Source organism: Ruegeria sp. AA3 (assembly GCF_056542905.1).
Window position 1 is genome coordinate 132,228 of the sequence record NZ_JBQGAQ010000007.1, and the last position, 26,487, is coordinate 158,714.

General features: G+C 56.1%; 28 protein-coding genes, 1 other RNA gene and 1 riboswitch. Of the genes, 15 read left to right on the forward strand and 14 right to left on the reverse strand.

Annotated elements, in window-relative coordinates; genetic code table 11:
- Positions 1-28: 28 nt before the first annotated feature.
- Both ACR0JR_RS13865 and ACR0JR_RS13870 read right to left on the reverse strand, forming a co-directional pair.
- On the reverse strand, positions 29-418 hold the full coding sequence (locus ACR0JR_RS13865; protein WP_319545389.1) for a hypothetical protein: 390 nt from the start codon (positions 416-418) through the stop codon (positions 29-31).
- 54 nt (positions 419-472) lie between these two features.
- Positions 473-1,234, reverse strand: a complete 762-nt coding sequence (locus ACR0JR_RS13870; RefSeq protein WP_170476161.1) for a DUF1013 domain-containing protein — start codon at positions 1,232-1,234, stop codon at positions 473-475.
- A 130-nt stretch (positions 1,235-1,364) separates the two neighbouring features.
- On the opposite strand from ACR0JR_RS13870, the gene ACR0JR_RS13875 reads away from it, so the two are divergent.
- Complete coding sequence (locus ACR0JR_RS13875; RefSeq protein ID WP_480456639.1) at positions 1,365-2,006, forward strand: ribonuclease T2 family protein; 642 nt, start codon at positions 1,365-1,367, stop codon at positions 2,004-2,006.
- Here the strand turns inward: ACR0JR_RS13875 and ACR0JR_RS13880 are convergent.
- Positions 2,003-2,491 carry a hypothetical protein gene (locus ACR0JR_RS13880; RefSeq protein ID WP_480456640.1) on the reverse strand — a complete coding sequence of 163 codons (489 nt, stop codon included), beginning with the start codon at positions 2,489-2,491 and terminating at the stop codon, positions 2,003-2,005. The two genes, ACR0JR_RS13875 and ACR0JR_RS13880, sit on opposite strands and share 4 nt — an antisense overlap.
- Before the next feature lie 149 nt (positions 2,492-2,640).
- Between ACR0JR_RS13880 and ACR0JR_RS13885 the strand changes: the two genes are divergently transcribed.
- Both ACR0JR_RS13885 and ACR0JR_RS13890 read left to right on the forward strand, forming a co-directional pair.
- A complete protein-coding gene (locus ACR0JR_RS13885) occupies positions 2,641-2,979 on the forward strand; it encodes an ArsR/SmtB family transcription factor (RefSeq protein WP_480456641.1) in 339 nt (112 codons plus the stop codon).
- Positions 2,972-3,454 (forward strand): SRPBCC family protein, encoded by a 483-nt coding sequence (locus tag ACR0JR_RS13890; protein WP_480456642.1) that lies wholly within the window; start codon positions 2,972-2,974, stop codon positions 3,452-3,454. Before ACR0JR_RS13885 ends, ACR0JR_RS13890 begins: the two co-directional genes overlap by 8 nt.
- Positions 3,455-3,477: 23 nt before the next feature.
- Here the strand turns inward: ACR0JR_RS13890 and recR are convergent, their stop codons facing one another.
- The 3 genes from recR to ACR0JR_RS13905 all read right to left on the reverse strand — a co-directional run bounded on the left by recR (position 3,478) and on the right by ACR0JR_RS13905 (position 6,430).
- Complete coding sequence (gene recR, locus ACR0JR_RS13895) at positions 3,478-4,071, reverse strand: recombination mediator RecR (protein WP_480456643.1); 594 nt, start codon at positions 4,069-4,071, stop codon at positions 3,478-3,480.
- Positions 4,072-4,135: 64 nt separating this feature from the next.
- Positions 4,136-4,480, reverse strand: coding sequence for a YbaB/EbfC family nucleoid-associated protein (locus tag ACR0JR_RS13900; RefSeq protein WP_039539825.1), 345 nt, complete (start codon positions 4,478-4,480; stop codon positions 4,136-4,138).
- A 189-nt stretch (positions 4,481-4,669) separates the two neighbouring features.
- Positions 4,670-6,430 carry a DNA polymerase III subunit gamma/tau gene (locus ACR0JR_RS13905; protein WP_480456644.1) on the reverse strand — a complete coding sequence of 587 codons (1,761 nt, stop codon included), beginning with the start codon at positions 6,428-6,430 and terminating at the stop codon, positions 4,670-4,672.
- Positions 6,431-6,600: 170 nt separating this feature from the next.
- On the opposite strand from ACR0JR_RS13905, the gene ACR0JR_RS13910 reads away from it, so the two are divergent.
- Entirely contained in the window at positions 6,601-7,104 is a 504-nt protein-coding gene (locus ACR0JR_RS13910; protein ID WP_480456645.1) for a protein-tyrosine phosphatase family protein, read from the forward strand.
- A gap of 3 nt (positions 7,105-7,107) precedes the next feature.
- On the opposite strand, the gene ACR0JR_RS13915 is transcribed toward ACR0JR_RS13910, so the two are convergent.
- Entirely contained in the window at positions 7,108-7,434 is a 327-nt protein-coding gene (locus tag ACR0JR_RS13915) for a hypothetical protein (RefSeq protein WP_480456646.1), read from the reverse strand.
- A gap of 55 nt (positions 7,435-7,489) precedes the next feature.
- Positions 7,490-7,645: a hypothetical protein gene (locus ACR0JR_RS13920; protein WP_480456648.1), complete on the reverse strand. Its 156-nt coding sequence runs from the start codon at positions 7,643-7,645 to the stop codon at positions 7,490-7,492.
- Positions 7,603-7,823, reverse strand: a riboswitch (cobalamin riboswitch). Its footprint overlaps the gene before it by 43 nt.
- A gap of 121 nt (positions 7,824-7,944) precedes the next feature.
- Between ACR0JR_RS13920 and ACR0JR_RS13925 the strand changes: the two genes are divergently transcribed.
- Entirely contained in the window at positions 7,945-8,802 is an 858-nt protein-coding gene (locus ACR0JR_RS13925; RefSeq protein WP_480456649.1) for an alpha/beta hydrolase family protein, read from the forward strand.
- Positions 8,803-8,836: 34 nt separating this feature from the next.
- Here the strand turns inward: ACR0JR_RS13925 and rsgA are convergent, their stop codons facing one another.
- The 3 genes from rsgA to ACR0JR_RS13940 form a co-directional block, all read right to left on the reverse strand.
- Positions 8,837-9,865 (reverse strand): ribosome small subunit-dependent GTPase A, encoded by a 1,029-nt coding sequence (rsgA, locus tag ACR0JR_RS13930; protein WP_480456650.1) that lies wholly within the window; start codon positions 9,863-9,865, stop codon positions 8,837-8,839.
- A 158-nt stretch (positions 9,866-10,023) separates the two neighbouring features.
- Positions 10,024-10,122, reverse strand: an RNA gene (ffs, locus tag ACR0JR_RS13935) — signal recognition particle sRNA small type.
- A 39-nt stretch (positions 10,123-10,161) separates the two neighbouring features.
- Positions 10,162-12,078: a bifunctional 2',3'-cyclic-nucleotide 2'-phosphodiesterase/3'-nucleotidase gene (locus ACR0JR_RS13940; protein ID WP_480456651.1), complete on the reverse strand. Its 1,917-nt coding sequence runs from the start codon at positions 12,076-12,078 to the stop codon at positions 10,162-10,164.
- A gap of 137 nt (positions 12,079-12,215) precedes the next feature.
- On the opposite strand from ACR0JR_RS13940, the gene nudC reads away from it, so the two are divergent.
- Genes nudC through ACR0JR_RS13960 form a run of 4 tightly spaced genes read left to right on the forward strand, consistent with a single transcriptional unit; the run spans position 12,216 to position 14,786 of the window.
- Entirely contained in the window at positions 12,216-13,199 is a 984-nt protein-coding gene (nudC, locus tag ACR0JR_RS13945) for an NAD(+) diphosphatase (protein WP_480456652.1), read from the forward strand.
- A 39-nt stretch (positions 13,200-13,238) separates the two neighbouring features.
- Positions 13,239-13,706: an SRPBCC family protein gene (locus ACR0JR_RS13950; protein WP_480456653.1), complete on the forward strand. Its 468-nt coding sequence runs from the start codon at positions 13,239-13,241 to the stop codon at positions 13,704-13,706.
- Between the two features lie 14 nt (positions 13,707-13,720).
- Positions 13,721-14,206: an N-acetyltransferase family protein gene (locus ACR0JR_RS13955; RefSeq protein ID WP_480456654.1), complete on the forward strand. Its 486-nt coding sequence runs from the start codon at positions 13,721-13,723 to the stop codon at positions 14,204-14,206.
- Positions 14,207-14,243: 37 nt separating this feature from the next.
- Positions 14,244-14,786, forward strand: coding sequence for a phosphotransferase-like protein (locus ACR0JR_RS13960; protein WP_170780795.1), 543 nt, complete (start codon positions 14,244-14,246; stop codon positions 14,784-14,786).
- A 13-nt stretch (positions 14,787-14,799) separates the two neighbouring features.
- Here ACR0JR_RS13960 and ACR0JR_RS13965 read toward each other — a convergent pair whose 3' ends face one another.
- The gene (locus ACR0JR_RS13965; protein ID WP_480456656.1) at positions 14,800-15,633 is read right to left on the reverse strand and encodes a prephenate dehydratase; all 834 of its coding nucleotides are present in this window, start codon (positions 15,631-15,633) and stop codon (positions 14,800-14,802) included.
- Between the two features lie 119 nt (positions 15,634-15,752).
- On the opposite strand from ACR0JR_RS13965, the gene ACR0JR_RS13970 reads away from it, so the two are divergent.
- From ACR0JR_RS13970 to ACR0JR_RS13990, 5 genes are all read left to right on the forward strand, one after another.
- Positions 15,753-16,262, forward strand: a complete 510-nt coding sequence (locus ACR0JR_RS13970) for a c-type cytochrome (RefSeq protein WP_029621890.1) — start codon at positions 15,753-15,755, stop codon at positions 16,260-16,262.
- Between the two features lie 176 nt (positions 16,263-16,438).
- Complete coding sequence (locus ACR0JR_RS13975; RefSeq protein ID WP_480456658.1) at positions 16,439-18,346, forward strand: extracellular solute-binding protein; 1,908 nt, start codon at positions 16,439-16,441, stop codon at positions 18,344-18,346.
- Position 18,347: 1 nt separating this feature from the next.
- Complete coding sequence (locus tag ACR0JR_RS13980) at positions 18,348-19,442, forward strand: microcin C ABC transporter permease YejB (RefSeq protein WP_170476127.1); 1,095 nt, start codon at positions 18,348-18,350, stop codon at positions 19,440-19,442.
- On the forward strand, positions 19,443-20,549 hold the full coding sequence (locus ACR0JR_RS13985) for an ABC transporter permease (RefSeq protein ID WP_010440942.1): 1,107 nt from the start codon (positions 19,443-19,445) through the stop codon (positions 20,547-20,549). It begins immediately after the preceding gene.
- The gene (locus tag ACR0JR_RS13990) at positions 20,546-22,123 is read left to right on the forward strand and encodes an ABC transporter ATP-binding protein (RefSeq protein ID WP_480456659.1); all 1,578 of its coding nucleotides are present in this window, start codon (positions 20,546-20,548) and stop codon (positions 22,121-22,123) included. Before ACR0JR_RS13985 ends, ACR0JR_RS13990 begins: the two co-directional genes overlap by 4 nt.
- Before the next feature lie 22 nt (positions 22,124-22,145).
- Here the strand turns inward: ACR0JR_RS13990 and ACR0JR_RS13995 are convergent, their stop codons facing one another.
- Together ACR0JR_RS13995 and hemN are read right to left on the reverse strand one after the other, a co-directional pair.
- On the reverse strand, positions 22,146-24,071 hold the full coding sequence (locus tag ACR0JR_RS13995) for an elongation factor G (protein ID WP_480456660.1): 1,926 nt from the start codon (positions 24,069-24,071) through the stop codon (positions 22,146-22,148).
- Positions 24,072-24,283: 212 nt separating this feature from the next.
- Positions 24,284-25,639, reverse strand: coding sequence for an oxygen-independent coproporphyrinogen III oxidase (gene hemN, locus ACR0JR_RS14000; RefSeq protein WP_170545074.1), 1,356 nt, complete (start codon positions 25,637-25,639; stop codon positions 24,284-24,286).
- 61 nt (positions 25,640-25,700) lie between these two features.
- Here hemN and fnrL point away from each other — a divergent pair, with 61 nt between their 5' ends.
- The gene (fnrL, locus tag ACR0JR_RS14005) at positions 25,701-26,444 is read left to right on the forward strand and encodes a transcriptional regulator FnrL (RefSeq protein WP_170780790.1); all 744 of its coding nucleotides are present in this window, start codon (positions 25,701-25,703) and stop codon (positions 26,442-26,444) included.
- The last annotated feature ends 43 nt before the right edge of the window (positions 26,445-26,487 follow it).

The window sequence follows — 26,487 nt, forward strand, 5'->3', positions numbered from 1 at the left end:
GGTGCAGACACCGGGCGGTTTTACTTTACTAACCTGCTTCGCAGTACCGCGGCAGCTTGAACCTGTATCTCGGCTCACCGCTCGCCACGTACACACGTTTTTCGATGCAGGCCTCAGTGCCCACTGAACGCGCAATAGGGCTTTCTGTAGACGTAATCGAAGTTGCCGAACCATCAGGCAGGCGCACCGATGCAATAACCCCGTTTTTGAGGTCTCCATTGATCGGCGTCGCCGACAAAACGGCAACGGTTAGAAACGCTTCGTGCTCGTGCTTGCCGTCGTCATTCAGCAACAATAAGCCTGCAACGATGGCAATCATTGCGATGGCGCCGGTGATCGCCAACCACCAGGATTTCAGGAACACATAAATCGATACGGCGCGGTGCGGTCCAAAAACTGCTGACAGAATGCTAAGCATCAGTTTCCCTTGGGAATGTGACCCCGATTATTGGGCATCGGGGCCGTTAGCGTCTCAGGGGCGCAGATCGTCTTCGTCTTCTTCGTCGCCGCCACCTTTGGGCAGGTTGAAGAAGCTATCGGCATCAACGATTGGCTCATCGTCTTCTTTGTCTTCAGGCTCGTCGGACAGCGAGAACGTCTCTAGGCCTTCAATCGCGGTCGGGATCTTTGGTGCAGAATCCATTTCCAGCGATTGCTCGGTCGACACCAGCTTGCGACGCTCATCATCGCTCATAACGCCGCCTTCAGCAGCTTTCTTGGCCGCCGCCTTCTGCACGATGGCATCCAGTTCGGACTGTTTGCATAAGCCCAGAGCAACCGGATCGATCGGCTGCATGTTCGAGATGTTCCAGTGCGTCCGCTCGCGGATCGACTGGATGGTCGGCTTGGTGGTGCCAACCAGCTTGGCGATCTGACCATCGCTGAGTTCCGGGTGGAACTTGACCAGCCACAGGATCGAGTTCGGACGGTCCTGCCGTTTGGACAATGGGGTATACCGCGGGCCGCGGCGCTTTTCTTCGCCTGAAGCCGCCGGGTTGAACTTAAGTTTCAGCTTGTGCAGCGGATTGTTCTGCGCGGTATCAATCTCTTCCTGAGTCAGCTGGTTGTTGGCAATCGGGTCAAATCCTTTGACACCAGCAGCCACATCACCATCCGCGATGCCCTGCACCTCCAGCTCGTGCATCCCTACGAAATCCGCGATCTGCTTGAAGCTGATCGTGGTGTTGTCCACCAGCCATACGGCGGTTGCCTTGGCCATAAGCGGTTTTGCCATCAGCCCGTCTCCTATAAATACATCTGTCCCGTCGCCGGAATGCGGCGGCCCCGAGGCTTTGGGGCAGGTTTCCGTTGTCGGGGAACTTGGGGCCTATATAGTCGCGACAGCTAAAGAAGGGAAGAGGCGAATGCGCCAAGGTATTCTGGGGCTGGTATTGTGGTTCTTCAGCGCGATGGCAGCGCTGGCCGATGGCGAGCAAGCGGGAGAATTCGACTACTATGTCCTGTCGCTCAGCTGGTCACCCAATTGGTGCGCCCGCGAGGGGGATGCGCGCGGATCGGATCAATGCGATGCCCGGCACGATCACGGATGGATCCTGCACGGGCTATGGCCGCAATATCACCAGGGCTGGCCCTCTTACTGCCGCACGGTTGAGGCTCCGCCATCACGCCGTATGACGCGGGAAATGGAGGACATTCAGGGCTCATCCGGGCTGGCATGGCATCAATGGAAAAAGCACGGAACCTGCTCGGGTCTGAGTGCGCCAGACTATTTTGCGCTGTCACGAAAGGCCTATGGAGGCGTCACGCGACCCGACGTGTTTCGTAAACTCGATGCGTCGGTCAAATTGCCTGCTTCGGTGGTGGAAGAAGCATTTCTCAAGGCCAACGCCAATCTGGAACCAGACATGATCACGATCACCTGCAAGCAGGGATATATCGAAGAGGTCCGCCTGTGCCTGTCCCGCGATCTCAAGCCCGTTCCATGTGGCCGGGATGTTATCCGCGACTGCACTGCCAAAGACGCCGTGTTTGATCCGATTCGTTAGAGCTTTTTGTTCTGGCAATCGCGCGCATATTCCAGTGCTTTGGCCGTACCTTTCAGATCAATTGCCATGACAGTCTGACCCTCTGGGTTGTAAACGGTCATGGTCTTGTTCTGCGCAATCGAGGTGACAAAGCTCCGGTCGGTAAAGAACACTGTCGCGCCGGGCACGCGATCCTGTTTGAACCCGATGGCGGTGGCGTCAAAGCTCTTGCCGTCCAGATCAAACCGGATCAGATAGCTCTGCCCTGGTTTGATGTCGCCCCAAGCCTTGTTGTAAACGGTGAAATACCCACGATTGTCCAGCGCGTCATAGCCCAGCCGCACCACCGAGAGATCCTGATAGATCGTCTGGATCAGGCACCCATTTCCGAGGTTGGGGTCCATCATGATGTTCCAGCCTTCGACAAAGCCCTTGTCGATGAGTTCCTGCGACAGGGCGGCGGTGGCGCTGAAGGCGGCCAGGGTCAAGGCAAAAAGTCGGTACATCAGATCATTCCAAATCGTAAGTGATACTGACCCTTAGTAACCGCAAACCATTCTCTTCCAAAGAGAATTCGAGAGATTCAAACTGCAGAGTGATTCATTCTTCTATTTTACTAGTTGATTAATTAACCATATGGTTTATTAATGGGATTATGACTGACGACAAAAAATTGGATATTGCATTTGCCGCTCTTGCGCACCCTGCGCGCCGCGCCATGCTGGCGCGATTGGCGCAAGGAGAAGCGACAGTAAAAGAACTGGCCGAGCCGTTCGATGTAAGCATGCCGGCAATCTCTAAACATCTTCGTGTTTTGGAAGAGGCCGGGCTGATTGAGCGTTCAAGAAACGCTCAGTTCCGACCCTGCAGACTAAACCCGGAGCCTTTGGAATCGATTGCAAACTGGACTGACCAATATCGTCATATTTGGGAGGTTCGGTTTGAAGCGATGGAAAAACTACTTAGCGAAACAAAGGATTTGAATGATGAGTGACTCAGAAAACTGGGTGCGAATTGTGCAGGAATTCCAGGCTCCGGCGAACCGGGTCTGGCGTATGTGGACCGATCCGGCGCTTTTTCAGAAATGGTATGGGCCCAAAGGGTTCTCAGTTCCAACTGCAGAGATCGATTTGCGTGTTGGAGGTATACGAAAGGTCTGTATGGAAATGAAAACGCCGGATACCACCATGAGGATGTGGTTTACTGGCGTTTATAAAGAAATCTCAGAACCGTCCCGGTTGGTCTATACCGAGAGCATGTGTGACGAGGATGGAAATATTCTTTCGCCAAAAGATATGGGGATGCCCGAGGGAAGCCCAGACATAACCGAGGTGATTATTGATCTTCTCGAACAGGATGGTAGGACACGCATGACCATGGTCCATCGGGGTGTGCCTGCCGGAAGTGCAGGCGAAGGCGGATGGAAGCAAGCATTCGAGAAGCTGGATGCTGTTCTCAAGGAAAGATGATGCTTCGGCCTTGATCTGACGGTCTAAAGTTCCTTCCTTGCCCTAAGCGCTGCTGTGATCGTCCCATCATCCAGATAATCCAACTCGCCTCCAATCGGGACGCCCTGCGCTAGGGAAGTCAGGCGGACCTGCCCATCGAGTTGGTCGGCGATGTAATGTGCGGTGGTTTGGCCATCAACGGTGGCGTTTAGGGCGAGGATGACCTCGGTGATACCCTCGGCCAGAACACGATCCTTTAGCCGTGGGATACGCAATTCATCCGGGCCAACGCCATCCAGTGCTGACAATGTGCCGCCCAAAACATGGTAGCGACCCTTGAAAACCCCGGCGCGCTCCATCGCCCAGAGGTCGGCGACGTCTTCCACGACGCACAGTTCCCCGGTTGCACGGTCTTCGCTATTGCAGATGTCGCAGATATCGGTTGTGCCCACATTGCCGCAGTTTAGGCATTCACGGGCAGTGACAGCCACCTGCTGCATGGCATCTGAAAGCGGCGTTAGAAGCAGGGCGCGTTTGCGGATCAGGTGCAGGACGGCGCGTCGGGCCGAACGAGGGCCGAGGCCGGGCAGCTTGGCCATAAGGTCGATCAGATTGTCGATGTCGCTGTTCGAACTCACCGCGAAGCTCCTGCAAAGAGGCCGGGTAAGTAAGCCCCGGCCATTGATCCGTCAGGAGGGTGTATCAGAACGGCAGCTTGATGTCTGCGGGTAGGCCCATGCTTTCGGTCAGCTTGGCCATTTCAGCCTGCGAGCGCTCCTGCGCCTTGGTCTGGGCGTCCTTGATCGCAGCGAGGATGAGATCCTCGACCACTTCCTTGTCATCGCCGTTAAATATCGACGGGTCGATATCCAGACCTTTCAACTCACCCTTGGCGGTTGCGGTGGCTTTGACCAGGCCGGCGCCCGATTCACCGACAACCATCAGGTTGTTCAGCTCTTCCTGCATCTCGGTCATCTTGGTCTGCAAGTCCTGCGCAGATTTCATCATTTTGGCCATGTCACCCAGGCCGCCGAGTCCTTTAAGCATCGGTAATCTCCTGTCACTCGATTTGAGGCCTAGATACGAAGCGTAACCGCGCGACACAAGAGGTCAGGACACTCCCGCCCGTCGTCAAGACCTTTCCTCCCGTTTGGTCCGGGCAGGATCGTCGGCGTCAGCCGAGGAGCCGTGGCGGCACGGGAGCACCTGGCTGGATTGAGGAGATCGCTTTCAGGATCAGTCTTCCTCGAACGGATCCCATTCGTCATCTACTTCGGGCAGGGCTTCAGTTTCGACCTGAGCAGCGCGTTGCTCGGCTGTTTCGATGCTTTTGATCCGCGCTTTCGGGAAATGACTCAGAACCGCTTGCACCAGTGGATGCTTTTCCGCTTCGGCTTTGAGAGCCAGATCAGCAGCATCCCGAACTTCCGCAATTGTCGGAGCGTCGCCTTCTGAGACAATCGATACTGCCCAACGGTTACCCGTCCAGCGCTGCAGCGATGCACCCAACCGTTGAGATAGATCGGTCGGGGCATTGTCGGTCGGGGTAAATTCAATCCGTCCCGGTTGGTACGACACGAGGCGTACCCCGTTTTCGACCTCGACCAGCAGTTTCACATCCCGGTTGGTACGGATTAATTCAACCACATGTTCAAAAGTGGGATACCGCGCTAGTGCTGCCTGTACGTCCTGAGCCAGAGCTGCACTCGGTCCACCTGCATTCCCACCGATGGCCGAAGAGGTATAGGCCGGTCGGGCAGAGGCCTGTGGCGCAGCGCTCGCCTGGCCTGGCACTCCGATACCCGAACCCGGCGCGGGATTGGGGGATGGAGGTGCATCCTTTAAGCGCTTGATCAGTTCTTCCGGAGTTGGCAGGTCGGCCACATGGGTCAGGCGGATCACAGCCATTTCTGCAGCCATCATGGCGTTGGGTGCAGCCGAGACCTCTTCCAGAGCTTTGAGCAGCATTTGCCACATGCGGGTCAGAACACGCATTGGCAGCGCTTCGGCCATCTGTTGGCCTCGGGCACGTTCGTCGGGTGAAACGGTTGGATCTTCGGCGGCATCGGGGGTGATTTTGACCACCGAAACCCAATGGGTGATCTCAGCCAGATCGCGGAGCACAGCCAGAGGATCAGCACCTTCTGCATATTGTCCGCTAAGTTCGGTCAAAGCACTGGCCGCATCACCGCGCAGGATCATGTCCATCAGATCCAGCACTCGACCCCGATCCGCCAGCCCGAGCATGGCGCGCACCTGATCTGCGCTGGTTTCACCCGCACCGTGCGAAATCGCCTGATCCAACAGCGAGGTTGCGTCACGGGCGGATCCTTCGGCGGCTCGGGTGATTAGCGCCAATGCGTCATCGGCGATCTGCGCATTCTCGGATTCAGCGATCTTGCGCAACAGGCCGATCATATCTTCGGGTTCGATCCGCCTCAGATCGAAACGTTGGCAGCGCGACAAAACAGTGACCGGGACCTTGCGGATCTCGGTCGTGGCGAAGATGAATTTCACATGCTCGGGTGGTTCCTCAAGCGTCTTGAGCAGCGCGTTGAAAGCGCTGGTCGATAGCATGTGGACCTCGTCGATAATGTAAATCTTGTAGCGTGCGCTGGCGGCACGGTAGCGGACACTGTCGATGATTTCACGGATGTCGTTCACACCAGTCCGGCTGGCGGCGTCCATCTCCATCACATCGACGTGGCGGCCTTCCATGATGGCCACGCAATGCTCGCACTGACCGCAGGGTTCGGTGGTGGGTTTACCTTCGCCATCAGGCCCGATGCAATTCATCCCCTTCGCGATGATCCGGGCTGTGGTTGTTTTACCGGTGCCACGGATGCCGGTCATGATAAAGGCCTGAGCGATCCGGTCCGCCTCGAACGCGTTTTTCAGTGTGCGTACCATCGCGTCCTGACCGACCAGATCGGCAAAGGTTTCAGGACGGTATTTGCGGGCAAGAACCTGGTAGGCGGGGCTTGGCGTATCGGTCATGTCTGCTCTGTCGGATTCGAGTTATGCCGCAGCGTAGAGGGCCCCGCTGTCCGCGTCCACAGCAAGCCGCGAGGATTTTCATTTTGGATTGCCGGCCGACGCGGTTAATATCGTACAGTCTAAGACCAGCCAGAAAGATTTTCTGATCAGCGTTTCGGGGGGAGCGTAGAATGGCTCAGATTGTTATCCATGCACTTCAAGTGGGCGGGGGCACGCTTGCGTTAACTTCAATGCCAGGGCGAGGAGGAGACTATTCCGGTGATCTTGATGCGGTTACCGGATGGAAGCCCGGCCTTATTCTGTCGATGACTACCGAGGTCGAGATGATCCTTGATGGCGCCAGGGATTTTGGGGCCGATGTTCGCAGCCGTGCTTGTCGCTGGGTTCATCTGCCAGTCGAGGATTACGGTATACCTTCCGACGACATTGATATGCGCTGGGTGGATGCCAGCGAGTCCGCTCGCCACGCATTATCGGGTGGAGGCCGAGTACTAATCCACTGCAAAGGCGGATGTGGCCGCTCTGGTATGGCTGTATTGCGCTTGATGGTCGAGTGTGGAGAGCACCCGGACGAGGCATTGAAAAGATTGCGAGCGTTGCGCCCATGTGCAGTTGAAACTGACGCGCAGCTGCGCTGGGCGACTGCGCCTGCCAGAGTTTTGGTAGCCGAATAGCGATCAGGCCGACGGACGGTATTCAGCCCGCGCCCGAGTACTTCCGCCCAGGGTTAACACTTCCAGCATCGCGCAAGGCGGTCGGGACAAGGTGCCTGCAGGGATGGGGTGCGATTCCGTGCCAAACATCAGGTCTGCATAGCTGTCCAGATGGTCGATCGCGACGTCTGAATCCGCATCACAGAACACTCGGGTTTCTTCGGGACCGGAGCGAAATCGGGCGGTGCACCCACTAGCGCAATGAGTCAAATCGCAGCTTCCTTCGATTCCGAATCCTGCGGTGGTAGTGGGGCCAGCTTTTCCAACCGAAGTGGCCAGTGCCCGTGCCATTCGTGCCAAAGCGGGGCAGTTTTTCCCGGTCCGTTGGCAAATTGTTGCCGAGAATTTATGCGTGTTGGTCTTCCAGATCATTCATGCGCCCTCCGCGCAGGGCAGGGGCATCAATCAGGAGGGACAGCATGCATGCGGTCTTGCCCTGCCCGGACACCCCGCCCGAGTTGCAGTTTCGATTTGATGGCAGGTCTCCTGACTTGCGGGTCATTGCTTTGCCGACCTTCCCGACCTTCAAGGCCAGTGGCATTTCGACATCGCTCTCCGCTTACAGTTGCGGGGGCAGTCTCGGACTGGGTTCGTTCCGGTTTTATCCGGGCAGAACCGCACCGTGTTCCCTTTTCATCCCGGCCCGGTTGGGCGCGAGAACCATCACGTCATCGCTAGCGGTACAATCGTTCGGGAGTCAAGAAGATTGATCATGGCATGTGACGCACGGTCCAGCCACGTCAACCTTGACTCGGCGCACCTTGGGTGAACTGATCGGTTCAGTTGGTTTCAGAGGGCACCATGTTGGACACACAGCAAGCGGTTGTCACCGAGGACATTCAGTTTCAGTCCGGCCCGGCAATACTGTCGGCACGGCTCTATCACCCTGTCGCAGAACCAGACAAAGTTGTTGTGATCAACGGCGCAACCGGTGTGCCCAGAGACTACTACCAGCATTTCGCAAGTTGGCTTGCAGAAGCGCACGGCATGGCCTGCCTTACCTATGATTACAGGGATTTTGGTCACTCTCTGACAGGCTCACAAAAGCAATCGCGTGTCACCATGGCGGATTGGGCGCTGATCGACATACCGGCTGCACGGACCGAAATGCGGCGGAGGTTTCCACAGGCCAAGCTTTGGAGTATTGGGCATTCTTTGGGCGGGATGTTTGGTCCGGTCCAACCCGATATCGATCAGATCGACAGGATGATCTGTGTCTGTTCCGGTCTGGTAACGCTGAAGGATCATCCTTGGCCTTACCGCGCTTTGGCGACGTTGTTCTGGTACGGTCATGCGCCCCTGGCGGTACATGCGCTCGGGTATTTGCCCGGAAAGGCTTTGGGTTTTGGAACAAATCTGCCATCCCGAGTTTACTGGCAATGGCGCAAATGGTGCACAGCGCCCCAAAGCTATGTACCCGAAATCGGAGACACGTTGCCGGCAAACCGCTGGGCCGACATGGGCAAGCAAGTTGACATATTCGCCTTTGAGGATGATCAGGTTGTGCCCCCCCAGGCGGTTTGGCGGCTTGCCGACCTCTATGGTTCTGGCGCGCGGCGCCATCTGCTTTCGGCAAATGAATTCGGGTTATCCGAAGTCGGCCATATCGGCGCGTTTGCCCGGCGAAACGCTGCCGTCTGGCCCCGGTTGATCGCCTGAAATGCTGGGCACCGGTAACCGGTGCCCAGAAAGGTCAAAGTCCCTTGCGGGATTTTTTCTCGTGCATCACGCTGCGCACCATTTTTCCAAACGCTTTATCGCGTGCGCGTGCCTGCGCCACCGAAGCCGAATTGTGCTGATCTTCGCGACGCAGCTTGCGCCATCGGTCCAGCCGTGCGGGATCAAGTGCCCCGGTTTCGATTGCAGCCTGTATCGCACAGTCGGGCTCGGTGTTGTGCTGACAATCAGAGAATCGACAGTTCAGGCTCAGGTCCGAGATGTCCGAGAACACCTCGTCCACACCCTCTTGCGCGTCCAACAGGCGCAACGCACGCATGCCGGGTGTATCGATCAACCAACCTCCGTTGCTCATTCGATGTAGCGCACGCGCTGTTGTTGTGTGCCTGCCACGCGCATCATCTTCGCGAATGCCTGAGGTGGCTTGATCCTGTCCAGTCATCCCGTTGGCGAGTGTCGTCTTGCCAACGCCAGACGATCCGACCAGGGCGCTGGTCTGTCCCTTCGGGCACCACGACAGGACCTGTTCGATATCGGACTGATCCAAGGCATTTACGGCCAAAACTGTCAGAAACGGGGCCAGTGACTGGGCCTGTTCGACATAAGCAATTGCGTTGTCGCAGGTGTCCGACTTGGTCAGAACGATCACCGGATAGCTGCCTGCCTGATGGGCCAGCGCAAGATAGCGCTCTAGTCGGGGCAGGTTGAAGTCGGCATTGCAGGAACTGACGATGAACAGCACATCCACATTGGCCGCGATTAACTGTGCTGCGACGCCTGTACCCGCAGCCCGGCGCTGCAGCAGGCTGCGCCGTTCCAGAACACTGCGTATGCGTTTGTTTTCATCGGTCAGCACCCAATCTCCGACGGCAAAAGCACCAGTTGGTTGGTCTGGACAGAGTAGGGGAGTCTCGCCTTCTGGACTCAACCCGATCAACCGATCCCGGTGAACGGCTGCGATGCGAAAGGGGAGAAGAGACGGCTCAGCCGCATGCTGAGCTGCAAAGTGAGATGACCATCCGAGGTCCGATAAGGAAAGTGACATGTGTCTGCCTGTAATCAGAAAAAACAATCCTGTCGAATGGCGAACGCGCATTCGCAGGTGAGGTATTCAGGCAGTCAGCTGGAAAAAAGAATCAGAACCGGTCTGCCCGAAGGGTCATTGCTACAATCATAAACGCCCTCCTACGGCTAATGGGTTCAAAGTGAGAGGTTGGACATCGACCCAAGCGGGGCTCGTTGTGGCTGCTTCCTTCCGGACCTGACCAGGTTGGCGAGGCGCTCGCCCGCGCCAACCTCTCGAACATCGATATAGGCCTCCGGCTGTAAAATGGCAACCCGTCAGAAGGTCAGATGAATGCGCATAAACCCATCGGTATCACGGGGCAGTATCTGGGGATCATAATCCGCCAATTCTTCCAGGTATTTGTCCGCGCCGGGACCGGTGGTCAGAATTGCTCCGCGGCTTTGGGTCGGCACAAACGAAAACGGCTGAGGAGCTTGTTCCAATGGGTCTACGGGCGATCTTCCCGCGATGTAATCGCACAGGATTTCGTGAATGCGCAGCGACGGCAGGTTTATCTGATCTGCTTGAAAGTCGACAGGAAAATGACCGCCCCCGCTGGCGCGATAATTGTTGAGTGCAACAACAAACCTTTGATCGGGGGCGACAGGCAACCCTTGAAATGTAAGATCGCGAACGCGGCTATGGCCGGGATCTGTGATCCGTCCGGTTGCATCGAAACGAGCGGGTTGAGACAGGTCGAACCGGCAGGTCACGCCATGCAGTACATCAAAATAATACCCCGCCCGCAGAGGATCGATGAGGTTGACTGGATCATTCAGCGAAAGCTGATTGAACAGTCCGGCGGACATCTCAAGCCAATCACGAACCTGTTCTCCGGTGATCAAAGTGGCACGCAACTCGTTTGGAAACACGCACAGATCAGCCACATTGCGTACCGAGATACTTCCCGCCGGGACATCGGTATAAAATCGAGTGCCTGCGCGGCCTCCGAATTTGGTCGGGGCGGCGGCTGACAGGACGGGATGGTCTGCCCATTCAGTACTCAATAGGTACGGCCGAAGCGCTGCAGCTTGAGCGGTTGCGATAAGCGCCAACCCACGATCAGGGGCGCAGAACGAAAAATAGCTGTGTAAAGGGTGTGGGAAATTGCCGACGGGCTTGGCTGCGCGGACGCGTGTTGCTGTGTGGCCTTGGGCAAACAACTGCGCCAACTCCGGGCAATCGGTCACCGGCGATTTTGCTTGATTGACTGAGCGTAATTCGGCTTCGCTCTTGACGATGTGCCAGCCGTCAATATCTCGACCCAGGGTCAAATCAATGAGGCCGAGGTGTGAGCCTCCCCAACCCGGCATCACCACCGGTTTGCCATTTACAAGTCCGCGATTGCTGTCGACATGTTTCAAACCGACATGCGCCGCGCCCGGCAGAGTCAGGTGTGTATGGCCAGCAACGATTGCATCAATGCCTGTCAGGGCCGCAAGTGGAATAACGGCATTTTCCAGTTCTGGCTGTGCCTCTGCCGAACCGAGGCCTGAATGAGCCAGCGCGACGACCAAATCGCATCCATCTTTGCGCAGTTCTGCTGCTGTACGTTGTGCAGCGGTTAGGATGTCGGCAATTTGCACGTCATCCCGCAGCATATGCGCCTCCCACCGGGCGGTCTGAGGTGGCAGGACAGAAAGAACACCTATGCTAATAGGAACATCTTCTCCACCGATACTGATTGTGCGCTGCAGAATTGCTTGGGACACCCAGCCCTGTTCGGGAGTGTTGCTTTTCATGTTGCTGCAAACAACCGGACACTCGAACTGACCTGTGATGCGATTGATGAATTTTAGTCCAAATCCAAAATCGTGGTTGCCCAATCCGACTGCATCATACCCCAGGATATTGAACGCCTTGGGCAAAGGGTGCTGGGCTGGCATGGCTTCGGCCGCCCAGTCGCCAAACGGGGTACCTTGCAGGCTATCGCCATTGTCGAATAGCAAAACCAGCGCCCGGTTGCGTTCCGCCTGTTCTTGGGCGACCCGGATCATGCTTGCGGTGCGGGCGAGGCCGACATCAGGATCGGGGCGATCGGCATAATAGTCGTATGACGTCATGTGCATATGAAGATCAGAGGTCGCCAGGATCCGAATGTGCGCGCGACCTTTGGAATATCGATTTTGAGGCAGGAAAACTTCGGCTTTCAATATTTTTACTTCTGGATGATTGTGTAACGTAAACTTCACTATGAGTTGTATTTAGTGCAAATTCCGAGGCATTGCTGCGGTCTTTCGACGGCGCAAGAAATATTGATCTGTGAATACCCCGTTGCACCGGTGGTCAAGACATGGCAGCCCTTTGCGCAAATACAGGAATGACAGGCATGAAACGCGCAGAACAGGTAACTTTTGGCGGCTCTGGGCTGGACCGGGCAGGATTGCTGCGAGGCGATGCGGACAAATTGGCGCAGGCCCATGCTGACCCGTCAGCAACATGTGTTCTGCTGTGGCGCGGCAAAATTTTGGCTATGGGTGACGCTGTGGATCAGTTGGCGCTGCTTCCCATGTCCCACGATATTCTCAAAAATGGTCCGGGCGGTGTGATCGATGTGCCCATCTTGCTTGGGTGTATGGGCGACGGATCGCCTCTGTTTGCCTTGGATATATCTGATTGGGCGGCCGAGGGGCTCGACCTCTCTGCCGTCGGGGAGTTTGTGGATGGTAGCGAACAACAGCACCCCGACCTGCCCAAAGGGCATGTGTTTGTCGAGCTACGCCGGATCATGGCACGGCTGAATCCGCGTGATGCAGAGTTGGCAGCAACAGCCAAGGCGGTGATCGGCTGGCATGAAACGCATCAGTTTTGCGCCCGGTGCGGTGCACATAGTGAGATGGCTCAAGCTGGATGGCAACGCAGCTGCCCATCCTGTGGCGGGCAGCATTTCCCGCGCACAGATCCGGTTGTTATCATGCTGATAACGAACGGAAATTCTGTTCTGATGGGCCGTTCTCCTGGCTGGCCTGAGGGGATGTATTCACTTTTGGCGGGCTTCGTTGAACCCGGCGAAACGCTCGAAGCCGCAGTACGGCGCGAGGTGATGGAAGAAGCCGGAGTACCCGTGGGCGAGGTGCGCTATCTTTCCAGCCAGCCTTGGCCCTTTCCTGCATCCCTGATGTTTGGCTGTGCAGGCGAAGCCCTTTCGCGCGATATTCAGATCGACCCGGTTGAAATCGAAGATGCGATGTGGGTCACCCGGACCGAGATGATGCAGGCCTTTGCCGGGGACCACCCCAAGCTCCTGCCAGCCCGAAAGGGCGCGATTGCACATTTTTTGTTGCAACACTGGCTTGCAGACACACTGGACTGACGAGAAACTGGACTCAATCAAGGGTAGAGTAAAACGAACATGCAGTTTTCAGCGCAGGAAGATATCGAATTACCGATTGATACGGTCTTTACCATGATTTCTGATTTCGAGCGCTTTGAACGCATGGCCTTGCGGCGCGGGATTGAAGTGAGGAGAATCGCAGATTCTGCGGTGCCACAGACCGGAACCGCATGGGAGACCGAGTTCAAGATACGCGGTAAACCACGTCAGATTGCCATAGAGATGACGGAATATGACAGCCCGTCTCTGATGCGCTTTCAATCCAGTAGTAAGGGAATGAACGGTGATACGGTTGTCGAGCTTTTGGCACTGTCTCAACGTCGGACACGTTTGCGGATTGAGACATCGCTGGGCGCAAAAACCCTTCCCGCACGGCTATTGCTACAGTCTTTGAAGCTCGGGCGATCCAGGTTCCGCCGACAGTTTCAGACGCGGCTCAGCGAATTTGCGCGGGACATGGAAGAACGGCACCTGCATGGTGCCTGAATATGAGGGAGTAGATGAGTAGATTGGATCAACCGATCATCCGCGAAGCTGTTGAGGCTGATGCTGATGGAATTGCCAAGGTGCTGAGCGAGCTCGTGGCTGCCGGTAAGCGAAGCAAAGACAGCAACGCTGCTTTTGCTTTGGGGCATTACATCAGCGATCCCGAACGTATTCGGTGTAGTGTTGCTGTCACGCCAAACGGAGAAATTTTGGGATTCCAATCGCTGAAACTTGCCACCGAAAACAACCCCTATGAGGTTACGGTCGGCTGGGGCATCATCGGCACACATATTCGGCCGTCTGCTGCGCGACGCGGTGTGGGGCGGGCACTATTTGAAACGACGCTTGAGGCCGCTCGGCATAAGGGTTTACCTGCTATCGACGCGACGATTGGGGCTGCCAATCTCGAGGGGCTTGGGTACTATGAAGCCATGGGATTTCGAGAATATCGCCGGATGGAAGGTGCAGTATGCAAGATCTTTCATGTTCCCAAAGTCTGAGCCTGGAAACACCCAAACGATAAGCCCGCCCTAAAACATGTCGCAGATCATCTTTCTTCACGGTGCATCCAGCAGTGGGAAAACGACACTGGCACGGGCATTGCAAATGGCGGCAGAGGTTCCATTCTGGCACATCTCGATTGATCATCTTCGGGATTCTGGCGTGCTGCCCATACGGCGCTTTCAAAGCAGAGAATTCGATTGGTCGATCGAGCGTGGCAAGTTCTTTGACGGTTTCCATGCGTCTTTGGCGGCCTATGCAAATGCTGGAAACAACCTGATCATCGAACACATTCTGGATACGCCTGAATGGGCAGAAATGCTAAAGCGGCATTTGGCAGGTCATGATGTATTGTTTGTGGCTGTGCATTGCCCCACCGATATCCTAATCGAAAGAGAAATGGCGCGCGGTGACCGCGAACAAGGCAGCGCAGTGAATGACCAACAGGTCGTTCACATAGGCAGAGTCTATGATCTGGAAGTCAATTCGATGGATGACATCGATGGGAATGTCGATCTCATCCTCGATGCATGGCGCAATGGGATGCGGAGCTCTGAGTTTGCCCTGCAGGAGGGGTAGCGACAGCGAAATGTTACCCGCGGGGCTGCGCCGCCGGGTAGACGCCAAGCACCTCAACATTGGTGGTGAAATGCTCCAGTTCATCCATCGCCAATTTTACATTCCGATCATCCGGGTGGCCCACGATATCCGCATAGAACTGCGTCGCAGTGAAGGAGCCGTCGACCATGTAGCTTTCGAGCTTGGTCATGTTGATGCCATTGGTGGCAAATCCACCCATTGCCTTGTATAGCGCGGCCGGAATGTTACGGACCTGAAAGACGAAACTGGTGATCATCCCATGTTCGCCACGACGCGAATCGTCTACCTCTCGCGACATCACTAGAAATCGAGTCGTATTATCTCCCTGATCTTCAATATGTCGCGCCAATACTTTGAGGCCGTAGATTTCCCCTGCCAGTTCACTGGCCAAAGCTGCGGAATGCTTGTTACCAGCCTCAGCAACTTCTCGCGCGGCGCGGGCATTGTCAGGGCTGACCCGTCCGCGAATTCCGTGCTCTCGCAGAAATCCTGCGCATTGTGGCAGCAAAACAAGGTGTGAATGCGCTTCGGTGATGTCTTCCAACTTGGCGCCGGGTACGGAAAGCAAATTGATATGCACCCTCACAAATGCCTCATCGATAATATGCAGCCCGCTATGGGGAAGCAGGCGGTGGATATCCGCGACGCGGCCATAGGTGGTGTTTTCAACCGGCAACATTGCCAGATCAGCTTCGCCCGAACGCACCGATTCGATCACATCTTCGAATGTGCGGCAGGGCAGTGCGTCCATATCCGGGCGCGCGTTGCGGCAAGCCTCATGGCTATAGGCGCCGGGTTCTCCCTGAAATGCGATGCGATTGGTCATTTGGTCGTTTCCGTGCAACAAGTTCTTGAATTGGGCGTTTAGTCGCGGTGTCTATACCTTGCCTCTTGTCAGGGGAAGCCTTAGACACCCGGAAGACAGCTAAAGTGGACTCGCGATCAATGTTCGACACGATGACAGTTACCAAGGCCGCAGCAGGCCTGTTTGGCACCTTCCTGGTGCTGCTTCTGGCAAAATGGGGGGCGGATGTCCTCTATAGCAGTGATAGCCATCATGCCGAGGCTGCCTACGTTATCGAATCCGAAAGTTCGGGCGAAAGTGCCGACGGTGAAGAGGTGGTCTTCGAAGAGATTCTGGCAGCAGCCGATCCTGAAAAAGGAGCAAGGGTGTTCCGTAAATGCACCGCTTGCCACAAATTGGAAGACGGCGCGAACGGCACTGGCCCCTACCTGTACGCTATCGTAGATCGCCCTGTAGCTTCGGCAAAAGGGTTTACCGGCTATTCTGCAGCTATGCAGGCGCATGGCGGCAACTGGACACCTGAAGCGCTTGATGCCTTCCTGACCCGACCCAGCAGCTATATCTCGGGCACCTCGATGAGCTTTGCGGGCCTGAAAAAACCACAGGATCGCGCCGACTTGATTGCTTACCTGCAGACCATCGGCAACTGATCTTTTGATCATTACGCAAGAATTCAAAGCCGCTGCGCCAAGCAGCGGCTTTTCATTTTTTACGTGAGAAAAACTTCACAAAGCGCTCACGCATTCTAAACTTGCAACTGACAGTGCTGGACCTTTAGCTGGCTGGCACGAAAATGAAGATGACAGATATTCAGAGGACGAGCCCAATGAAACCCCTTCTGCCCGTGAAGCGCTTTACTGGAATTCATTCTTGGACTGCGGCGTTAGGAATTTCGGCAGCGGTTGTTTTCGGGGGTGTTCAAGCCAGCGCGAGCGAGGATGGTATCACTCGAACCCACGGCTATTCTTACTTTGGAAACCTGGATTACCCGGCGGATTATCCACACCTGAATTATGTCAATCCCGATGCGCCAAAAGGTGGAGAGCTGTCGCTGGCGGGATCAGGTACGTTTGATTCCCTGAACCCCTACTCGCGAAAAGGTCGCGCGGGCGCGTTGACGACAATTCAATATGACCCGCTGATCGAAAGCACATCAGATAGTGTTGGCCAATACTACGGCGTTATCGCCGAAAGCATGGAGTATGACGAAGGCCGCAACTACGTGATATTCCATTTGCGCCCCGAGGCGATGTTCTGGGATGGAACCCCAGTGACGGCCGAGGATGTAGTCTATAGCCACCGCCTGTTTATCGAGCAGGGCTTGCCATCTTATGCACAGGCAGTCGGTCGGATGGTCACGGGCGCCGAAGCGCTGGATGATCACACCGTCAAATTTACCTTCAGCCCGGATGTCACCCGTCGTGGGCTAATCGAAACAGTTGGTTCAACTCCGGTCTTCTCGAAGGCTTGGTTTGAAGCTGATGAAAACCGCCGCCTTGATGAACCTCGTCTTGAGGTCGCCGTAGGGTCCGGCCCGTACAAGCTGGACAGCTACGACATCAATCGCCGCATCGTTTACAAGCGTCGTGATGACTATTGGGGCAAGGACTTGCCGATCAATGTTGGTCGCAACAACTACGACATCATTCGGATCGAATATTTCGCTGATCAAACTGCCGCATTTGAGGGTTTCAAGGCTGGTGAGTACACCATGCGTGTTGAAAGTGATCCGAAGCAGTGGGCCTCGAGTTACGATTTCCCGAAGCTCGACGAAGGGTATGTTGTGCAGGATGAGATCGTTGATGGAAGTCCTCCGACACCATCTGGGTTTGTGTTCAATCTGGGAAAACCGCAGTTTGCCGACAAGAATGTGCGCAAAGCACTAGCGCTGGCGTTTAATTTCGAATGGGCAAATGAGTCGCTGATGTTCGGACTGAACACGCCGCGGAATTCGTTTGTGCAAGGCACTCATCTTGAGGCGACAGGTGCACCAGAAGGCGCGGAACTGGCGTTCTTGGAAACACTGGGCGATGTCGTCCCGGCCGAAGTCTTGAGCGAGCCCGCGCTTGTTGTTCATGAATCCAACCCGGCCCGGCTGAACGACCGTCGCAATCTGCGGAAAGCGTCGAAACTGTTGGATGAAGCCGGATGGCCGGTCGGTGAAGGCAATCTGCGCCGCAATTCCGAAGGGCAGACGCTGAAAGTGAATATTCCTTACGCGTCCAGTATTCCCACCTCGACCTCGACGATGATCGAGACCTACGTCCAGAACCTGGAGTCAATTGGTGTGGATGCCTCTGCAGAGAAAGTTGACCCCTCTCAGTTCACGCTGCGGCGTCGTGAGCGGGATTACGACATGGTGTATTCGAACCGATATGGCTCATTCCTATCCACCGGTGGCGGCCTGAGCCAGATGTATGGATCGGAAGAGGCTGCATTCAGCCTATTCAACCCGGCGGGTCTTGCCAGCCCTCTTGTGGACGCGGTGATCGAAGCGTCCTTTGATACCACAAATCAGGCAGAGCAGGATGCCGCATTGATGGCGTTGGACCGTGTGCTGCGCTATGAGTTCTTTGTCATACCCGATGGGTATGTGGCGGACTACTGGACGGCTTACTACGACATGTATGAATACCCTGAAAATCTACCTCCATTCTCACTGGGGTATCTCGATTTTTGGTGGATCAACCCTGAGAAAGAGGCTGACCTGAAAGCCAAAGGCGCACTGCGGTAACATGGGCGCTTATATTCTAAGACGCCTATTGCTGGTCATACCGACCCTTCTGGGCATCATGATCGTCAATTTCACGCTGGTGCAATTTGTGCCCGGCGGACCGATCGAACAGATCATCGCGCAAATCGAAGGTCAGGGCGATGTCTTTGCAGGATTCGCCGGTGGTGGCGATGCCGGGGCAGGCGCCGAACCTGCTGGAGGTGCCTTTGACGACAAATACGTCGGTGCGCGTGGGTTGCCGCCTGAGTTCATCGCTGAACTGGAAAAAGAGTTTGGATTCGACAAACCGCCACTCGAACGTTTTCTAGGCATGATGGGCAATTACCTGACGTTGGATTTTGGTGAGAGCTACTTCCGCTCGATCAGCGTGATCGATCTGGTGCTGGAAAAAATGCCCGTGTCGATATCGCTGGGTCTTTGGTCGACCCTGATCGCCTATCTAGTTTCGATCCCACTGGGTATCCGCAAGGCGATCAAGGACGGTTCAAGTTTCGACACTTGGACCAGTGGTGCGATCATTGTGGCATATGCGATCCCCGGGTTCCTGTTTGCCATTCTGCTGTTGGTGTTGTTTGCCGGTGGGTCGTATTGGCAGATATTCCCGCTGCGCGGACTGACCTCGGACAACTGGGAAAGCCTCAGCCTGTTTGGCAAGATCGCCGACTATTTCTGGCACATCGCGCTTCCGATCATCGCGCTGACGATCTCGGCCTTTGCGACGCTGACACTGCTGACCAAGAACTCGTTCCTGGATGAGATCAAAAAGCAATACGTCATGACCGCCCGCGCCAAGGGTCTGAGCGAGCGCAAGGTGCTGTACGGCCATGTCTTCCGCAACGCGATGCTGATTGTGATTGCAGGGTTTCCGGCAGTGTTCATCGGCGTGTTCTTTGGTGGCTCGATCATCATCGAGACCATTTTCTCGCTCGATGGTCTTGGGCGGCTGGGCTTTGAGGCCGCAGTGGCGCGCGACTATCCGGTGATTTTCGGCACGCTCTTCATATTTGGCCTGATGGGCTTGGTTGTCGGCATCATCAGCGACCTGATGTACGTTCTGGTCGACCCGCGCATCGACTTTGAAAAGCGGGAGGGATAATTGGCACTTTCCCCCCTTAACCAGCGCCGCTGGCGTAATTTTCGGCGTAACGGCCGTGCCTTCTGGTCGCTGATCATCTTTTCGATCCTGTTTGGCCTGTCGCTGTTTGCCGAGTTCATCGCCAACGACAAGCCGATCCTGGTGAAGTACCGGGGCGAATTCTACACGCCGGTCTTCAACTTCTACGCCGAGACCGAATTCGGCGGCGATTTCCAGACCGAGGCGATCTACCGCGACCCCGAAGTCATGTGCCTGATCGACAGCGGAGGGCTAGATCAGTGTTTCGATGATCCTGAAGGGATTATCGAGGAGATTAAAGCCGGTACATTCGAGGCCGACGGCTTCGAGCGCGGCTGGGCTATCTGGCCACTGATCCCTTATTCCTTCAACACCAGCGTGGACCGACCGGGTGCTGCACCGCTGCCGCCCAATAGTCAAAACCTTCTGGGCACGGATGACACCAAGCGAGATGTGCTGGCCCGCGTAATATATGGCTTTCGCCTGTCGATCCTGTTCACGCTAATTGTGACCGGGGCTGCCAGTTTGATCGGCATCTTCGCAGGGGCCATTCAGGGCTTTTTTGGCGGCTGGCTCGATCTAATCTTCCAACGGATTATCGAGATCTGGTCATCAACTCCCTCACTCTACGTGATTATCATCATGTTTGCCATTCTCGGCCGAAGTTTTTGGTTGTTGGTGGCTCTGATGATTCTGTTCGGTTGGACCGGGTTGGTTGGCGTTGTACGGGCTGAGTTCCTGAGGGCTCGAAATCTGGAATATGTTCGTGCCGCGCGCGCGCTAGGTGTGGGTAACATGACGATCATGTTCCGCCACATGCTGCCCAATGCGATGGTTGCCACGCTGACCTTCATGCCGTTCATCGTGACCGGCACGATTGGCGGACTGGCGTCGCTAGACTTCCTTGGATTCGGCCTTCCGTCCTCGGCCCCATCGCTCGGAGAGCTCACATTACAGGCAAAACAAAACCTGCAGGCTCCGTGGCTGGCCTTCACCGCCTTTTTCACCTTTGCCATCATGCTGTCGCTGCTGGTCTTCATTTTCGAAGGCGTGCGTGATGCGTTTGATCCCAGAAAGACCTTTTCATGAGCCTGCTGGATGTGAACAACCTCAAAGTCTCCTTCCGGCAGGACGGGCAGGTTTCTGCGGCGGTGAAAGGTGTGTCCTTTACCGTGGACCGGGGTGAAACGGTTGCTCTGGTAGGGGAATCGGGCTCAGGCAAGTCCGTGACCGCTCTCAGCACCGTAACACTGCTGGGCGATAGTGCGATCGTTGAAGGCTCGGTCACCTATGACGGCCAAGAGATGATTGGCGCGTCCGAGAACAAGCTGATGGAAGTGCGTGGCAACGACATCAGCTTTATTTTCCAAGAGCCGATGACCTCGCTAAACCCGCTTCATACGATCCAGAAGCAGATGGCCGAATCTCTGGCGTTGCACCAGGGGCTGGCTGGTGATGCGGCGCGAAATCGGATTATTGAACTGCTGAACAAAGTTGGCATCCGCGACCCGGAAGAGCGTTTGGACAGCTATCCGCATCAGCTGTCGGGTGGGCAGCGTCAGCGCGTGATGATCGCAATGGCGCTGGCCAACAAGCCGGACATTCTGATCGCAGATGAACCAACGACCGCGCTGGATGTGACCATTCAGGCGCAAATTCTGGAACTGCTGGCTGAACTGCAAAAGTCTGAAAACATGGGAATGCTGTTCATCACCCATGACCTTGGCATCGTCCGGCGTATCGCAGACCGGGTCTGCGTAATGAAGGATGGTGAGATCGTCGAAACCGGCGTGACCTCCGAGATTTTCGACAACCCGCAGCATCCTTATACGCGCAAGCTGCTGGCGGCTGAGCCGTCAGGACACCCTGATCCGGTGGCAGAGGATGCCGAAGAGGTCGCGCGCACCGATCACCTGAAGGTCTGGTTTCCGATCCAACGGGGGTTCCTGAAACGTACAGTCGGGCATGTAAAAGCCGTCAATGACGCGACGCTCAGCGTCCGTGCCGGGGAAACGCTTGGAATCGTAGGCGAGAGTGGATCGGGCAAGACGACACTGGCTCTGGCCATGATGCGTTTGATCGCCTCCGAGGGCGGAATCACTTTCCGCGATCAGGACGTTCGCCGCTGGTCAACGCGTGAACTCAGACGGCTGCGCAAAGATATGCAGATCGTGTTTCAGGACCCGTTTGGCAGCCTCAGCCCCCGTATGACCTGTATGCAGATCATCGCCGAAGGGTTGGCTATCCACAATGTCGACCCCCATCGTGCCCCGCGTGAATTGGTGGCCGAAGTGATGACCGAGGTCGGGCTGGACCCCGCCGCGATGGACCGTTATCCACATGAGTTTTCAGGTGGGCAACGCCAGCGGATCGCCATCGCGCGCGCCATGGTGTTGCGGCCCAAGCTGCTGGTTCTGGATGAACCGACCAGTGCGCTGGACATGACCGTGCAGGTGCAGATTGTTGATCTGTTGCGGGACCTGCAAAGGAAGTACGGGCTGGCTTATCTGTTCATCAGCCACGACCTGAAGGTCGTGCGCGCGATGTCCCATAACGTCATCGTCATGCGCAACGGGGATGTGGTCGAGATGGGCGCAGCTGAGGATTTGTTCGAACACGCCCAAACCGACTACACGCGTGAATTGATCGCGGCAGCGGGCTGACGAGCAGCCCGCCCCCCTAGCCTCAGGCCATTTCCTTGTTCTTTGCAGAGGCAGGAACAGGGCCGCGCAGTTCTTCATAATGATCGAACTGCAGTTTGACCCAACCGGTGCCACGGGTGGCGCTGGCAAGGGTTCGGTGCAGTTCATCCTCGGCAACAGCCGGAAGCTGCGCGTTGAATATCTCCCAACCCGAAGCGTTCGGATTACCCTCGAATCCTAGCACCTGACCCTGCAAAGAACTGATCGTGGGGACTAGATCACCGACGAAGGTTGATGGCAGATGGATCTCGGCATTCAGGATCGGTTGCAGGACGACGGGTTTGGCCTCGGGTAGCGCTTCACGCACGGCGTTCTTGCCAGCGGTGCGGAAGGCATAGTCCGAACTGTCCACGTTATGGTGCTTGCCGTCGCTGAGCGTCACCTTGACGTCCACGACAGGGAAACCTTCAGGGCCTTCGACCAGTGCGTCCTTGGCCCCGTGTTCAACCGAAGGAATGTAGTTCCGGGGTACGGCCCCGCCTTTGACTACTTCTTCGAACTGGAACCCCGATCCGCGCGGTAGTGGCGCGATTGAGATCACCACATCAGCAAATTGACCTGCGCCACCGGATTGCTTGCGGTGGCGGTGACGATGATCGACTTTGGTGCGGATGGTTTCGCGATAGGCTGTTCCGGCGGCCTCGGCCTCAATCTCGATCCCAAAATCTTCGTCTAGTTTAGCTGTCACGCGGCGCATGTGTTGTGGGCCTTGCGAACTTAGAATGGAATGACCGCTTAATTCGTCCTGTTCCAGATGCAGTCCGGGATCGATTTCAACCAAACGGGTCAGCGCGTTCGACAGACGCACATCGTCGCGTTCATGCGCGGATGAGACAACCTGACGATGCGCAGCGGGATGCGAAGAGGCCCATTCCGGCAGCGGTGTAGCAGCAGCGCTGTCATATATGAAACCAGGGTTGAGATGATCGGATTTGACGGCCAGACCAATCTGTCCAGCCTCAAGAGCACCGATCTGGGTTTTGGCGTCGAGTGTGGTCAGGTTCCCAACGGTTTCACCGCCCAGAGGCTCGTGCGCTTTGACGCCATCGCCCAGTCCGCGCAATACGGTGATCTTACCAATATGCTTCTTCACATCCGCAAAGCCTGCGATGGCGCGCGCTGAATCTTCGGCCTCGTCCCTGTCTGCTGCGATGTTGAATTCCGGCGCCTCATGGCGCAGTGCTTTCATCAGGCGCGTCAGGCCATTGCCATGGCTGGCAGCACCCAGGCAGGCGGGGATCAGCTGGTGGTTCTGCAAAACCTGCGCGGCCAACTCGTAGACTTCCTTGCTGGGTGGCTGCTTATCTTCGATCAGTTGCTCCAGCAAATGGTCATCAAAATCTGACAGGGTCTCGAGCAATTCGGTGCGCGCTTCCTGTTCGCGATCCTCCACCGATTGCGGCAGTTCGATCAAGGCTGAGGGCTGGCCTTCTTGATACTTCCACGCGCGTTCCGAGATCAGGTCGACGGCCCCGATGATGTCATCGCCTTCGCGAATCGGAACTTGACGCAAAGCGATGTGGTGACTGCAATAGGTCTGAAGCGCTGCTACAATGTCGCGTATGCGGCCATTGGGGCTGTCCATGCGATTTATGAAGAGGAAACTGGGAATACCTGCTTCCTCAACCAGTCTCAGATAAGGGGCACAAAGGACTGCGGCGTCCGGATCCGGGGGAACCACAACCACAGCTGCGTCTGAAATGGCCATCGCCGGGCCGACATAGGCCAGCGCATCCCCACCTCCGTCCACGTCCACCGCGCACCACGGTTCGTCTAAATAAGAAAAACCGTGCAAATGCACGGTTCCGGAAACATCGAATGTTGTAGGCCGCCCGTCGAGGCGGCTGATCGCTTCGACCAAGGTGGATTTACCCGATTGACTGGGGCCGAGGACGGTGAAAACGCGCATGAGTGCTGTCCCTGTTTCAGTTGCAACTTGGCTGCACGAAAAGGGCTGTCGAACGCATGCGCGTCGGCAAGAACTGTCTGCGTTTGCCTGCCTCAGGCTGTGAAGAGGCGGTCCTCTCCACCCCTTGAGTGTGGAGAAAACCAACGGCCTGCGTCAAGCCCCCGTGCCGGTTTGGTAGGGTGGGTCGCGAAAAACGACCTACCAAAGAGTTTTCAGATCGCCGAACTGTGCCCAGCTTTGCTCAGGTCGTAGGCATCAAAGCTGCGCGCGATCATGCGGGTAAGTGCGCGCGCTTCGAGCGGGATGAACAAGCCGTTTTCATCAACGCGCAGCAGTCCGTCAAAGGCTGCATTCGCCTTGGCGTACATCTGCTGCAGCTCAGCGGCCGAGATGTCGTAGTCGCGTAGAATCTCGTTCGAATTGATTTGGAAATCACACATCAGCGCCTCGATCAGGCGCGACCGCAGGATATCTTGACCTTTGAATAAGTGCCCACGCGACGTCGAGAACCGCCCTTCGCGAATGGCCTTCGTGTGGGCTGATGTTGCCGGAGCATTCTGCGCGTAGCCTTGCGGGAAACGTGAAATTGAGCTTGCGCCTAGGCCAATCAGGATCGGGGCCTGATCGTCCGTGTAACCCTGAAAATTCCGTTTCAGTCGGCCAGCGCGCAGCGCATGGGTCAGACCATCATCCTGTGTCGCAAAGTGGTCGATCCCAATTTCAGCGTAATTGTCCCACAGAAACAGTCGCCGGGCCGTTTCGAACAATTCCAGTCGCTGCTCTGGCGTGGGGAGCGCATCTGATGGAATCAGTTGCTGGCGCTTGGCCATCCAGGGCACGTGCGCATAGCCATAAAGTGCGACTCGATCCGGGTTCAGGGAAAGTAGCTTTTGCACGCTTTCGGTCATGCGCGCTTTGGTCTGGTGGGGCAGACCATAAAGGATATCCGCGTTCAGGCTGGCAATTCCACGTGCGCGGATCATCTCAGCCGCTTTGCGAGTGGTATCGTAGCTTTGAATGCGGCCGATGGTTTTCTGGATTTCATCATCGAAATCCTGCACGCCGATCGAGGCGCGGTTCATCCCGGCCTCGGCCAGCGCATCCAATCTGGCTTCGTCGATCTCATTCGGATCAATTTCAACCGAGAATTCCGCATCTGGACCCAGCGGAACGACTTCAAGAATCCGTCCTGCCAACTCGCGCATCAGGTCCGCATTCAACAGGGTCGGCGTGCCGCCACCCCAATGTAGCCGAGACAGCGTAACACCCTCGGGCAAACGCGCGGCCAGCAGGTCTAGTTCGGCTTTCAGAACGTCCACATAGGCAATAACAGGGTTATCCGTCTGGGTGCCCTGGGTCCGGCAGGCGCAAAACCAGCACAGCCTGCGGCAGAAGGGTACGTGGATATAAAGCGAGATCGAACTGCCGGGGGCAATCCCGGAAATCCAGTCGGCAAACAAGTCAGCCCCCACGTCATTGCTAAAGTGAGGGGCGGTGGGATAGCTTGTGTAACGCGGTACTTTCGCGTCAAAAAGTCCAAGCCGTGCCAATTGAGGTTTCAGTGTCATAGCGATATGACTATAGCGGGAGGGCCCAAGGTACTTTGACCGAAATCAAATGGAAACGCGAATGACACTCAAGGCCCAATTCGACCACACAAATTGCGCAGAATGCCCGATACGGCATCGCGCGGTGTGCGCGCATTGTGAAAAGGATGAGCTGGAGGAACTTGAGAGCATCAAGTACTACCGCAGCTTCGAGGCCGGGCAGACAGTCATCTGGTCCGGAGATCCGATGAACTTTGTCGGTTCTGTCGTATCCGGAATTGCGTCTCTGACACAGACGATGGAAGACGGGCGCACACAGATGGTGGGCTTGCTCTTGCCTAGTGATTTCGTTGGGCGACCCGGGCGTGAAAACGCGCCGTATGACGTGGTTGCGACGACCGATCTGGTGATGTGCTGTTTTCGGAAAAAACCTTTTGAAGAACTGATGGTGACGACACCGCATATCGCGCAGCGTCTGTTGCAGATGACTCTCGACGAGTTGGATGCCGCGCGTGAATGGATGCTGGTGCTTGGGCGGAAAACGGCGCGGGAAAAGATTGCCAGCCTTCTCTCAATCATTGCGCGTAGGGACGCGTCGCTTCATTCATCCGGCAGCACCGGCCCGATTATATTCGACCTTCCTCTGACACGAGAGGCGATGGCAGACTACCTAGGCCTGACACTTGAGACTGTTAGCAGACAAATCTCAGCCCTCAAGAAGGACAAGGTCATCTTGTTGGAAAGCAAACGCCATGTCACGATCCCAGATATGGGGCGTTTGATGGAAGAGGCGGGTGACGATTCGGATGGCGGATTTCTGGTCTGATATCCAATGATCTGACTAAGGTCCCAAAACAAACAGGAGCCAA

Excerpts from the sequence above, each read along its gene's own strand:
- ACR0JR_RS13865 (WP_319545389.1), bottom strand. The coding sequence starts at position 418 with ATGCTTAGCATTCTGTCAGCAGTTTTTGGACCGCACCGCGCCGTATCG.
- ACR0JR_RS13970 (WP_029621890.1), top strand. The coding sequence starts at position 15,753 with ATGTTCGACACGATGACAGTTACCAAGGCCGCAGCAGGCCTGTTTGGC.
- ACR0JR_RS13890 (WP_480456642.1), top strand. The coding sequence starts at position 2,972 with ATGAGTGACTCAGAAAACTGGGTGCGAATTGTGCAGGAATTCCAGGCT.
- ACR0JR_RS13910 (WP_480456645.1), top strand. The coding sequence starts at position 6,601 with ATGGCTCAGATTGTTATCCATGCACTTCAAGTGGGCGGGGGCACGCTT.
- ACR0JR_RS13875 (WP_480456639.1), top strand. The coding sequence starts at position 1,365 with ATGCGCCAAGGTATTCTGGGGCTGGTATTGTGGTTCTTCAGCGCGATG.
- ACR0JR_RS13960 (WP_170780795.1), top strand. The coding sequence starts at position 14,244 with ATGTCGCAGATCATCTTTCTTCACGGTGCATCCAGCAGTGGGAAAACG.
- hemN (WP_170545074.1), bottom strand. The coding sequence starts at position 25,639 with ATGACACTGAAACCTCAATTGGCACGGCTTGGACTTTTTGACGCGAAA.
- nudC (WP_480456652.1), top strand. The coding sequence starts at position 12,216 with ATGAAACGCGCAGAACAGGTAACTTTTGGCGGCTCTGGGCTGGACCGG.
- ACR0JR_RS13965 (WP_480456656.1), bottom strand. The coding sequence starts at position 15,633 with ATGACCAATCGCATCGCATTTCAGGGAGAACCCGGCGCCTATAGCCAT.
- ACR0JR_RS13900 (WP_039539825.1), bottom strand. The coding sequence starts at position 4,480 with ATGCTTAAAGGACTCGGCGGCCTGGGTGACATGGCCAAAATGATGAAA.
- ACR0JR_RS13955 (WP_480456654.1), top strand. The coding sequence starts at position 13,721 with ATGAGTAGATTGGATCAACCGATCATCCGCGAAGCTGTTGAGGCTGAT.
- ACR0JR_RS13975 (WP_480456658.1), top strand. The coding sequence starts at position 16,439 with ATGAAACCCCTTCTGCCCGTGAAGCGCTTTACTGGAATTCATTCTTGG.
- rsgA (WP_480456650.1), bottom strand. The coding sequence starts at position 9,865 with ATGTCACTTTCCTTATCGGACCTCGGATGGTCATCTCACTTTGCAGCT.
- ACR0JR_RS13915 (WP_480456646.1), bottom strand. The coding sequence starts at position 7,434 with ATGGCACGGGCACTGGCCACTTCGGTTGGAAAAGCTGGCCCCACTACC.
- ACR0JR_RS13925 (WP_480456649.1), top strand. The coding sequence starts at position 7,945 with ATGTTGGACACACAGCAAGCGGTTGTCACCGAGGACATTCAGTTTCAG.
- ACR0JR_RS13980 (WP_170476127.1), top strand. The coding sequence starts at position 18,348 with ATGGGCGCTTATATTCTAAGACGCCTATTGCTGGTCATACCGACCCTT.
- fnrL (WP_170780790.1), top strand. The coding sequence starts at position 25,701 with ATGACACTCAAGGCCCAATTCGACCACACAAATTGCGCAGAATGCCCG.
- ACR0JR_RS13885 (WP_480456641.1), top strand. The coding sequence starts at position 2,641 with ATGACTGACGACAAAAAATTGGATATTGCATTTGCCGCTCTTGCGCAC.
- ACR0JR_RS13950 (WP_480456653.1), top strand. The coding sequence starts at position 13,239 with ATGCAGTTTTCAGCGCAGGAAGATATCGAATTACCGATTGATACGGTC.
- ACR0JR_RS13995 (WP_480456660.1), bottom strand. The coding sequence starts at position 24,071 with ATGCGCGTTTTCACCGTCCTCGGCCCCAGTCAATCGGGTAAATCCACC.
- ACR0JR_RS13920 (WP_480456648.1), bottom strand. The coding sequence starts at position 7,645 with ATGACCCGCAAGTCAGGAGACCTGCCATCAAATCGAAACTGCAACTCG.
- ACR0JR_RS13880 (WP_480456640.1), bottom strand. The coding sequence starts at position 2,491 with ATGTACCGACTTTTTGCCTTGACCCTGGCCGCCTTCAGCGCCACCGCC.
- ACR0JR_RS13905 (WP_480456644.1), bottom strand. The coding sequence starts at position 6,430 with ATGACCGATACGCCAAGCCCCGCCTACCAGGTTCTTGCCCGCAAATAC.
- ACR0JR_RS13990 (WP_480456659.1), top strand. The coding sequence starts at position 20,546 with ATGAGCCTGCTGGATGTGAACAACCTCAAAGTCTCCTTCCGGCAGGAC.
- ACR0JR_RS13870 (WP_170476161.1), bottom strand. The coding sequence starts at position 1,234 with ATGGCAAAACCGCTTATGGCCAAGGCAACCGCCGTATGGCTGGTGGAC.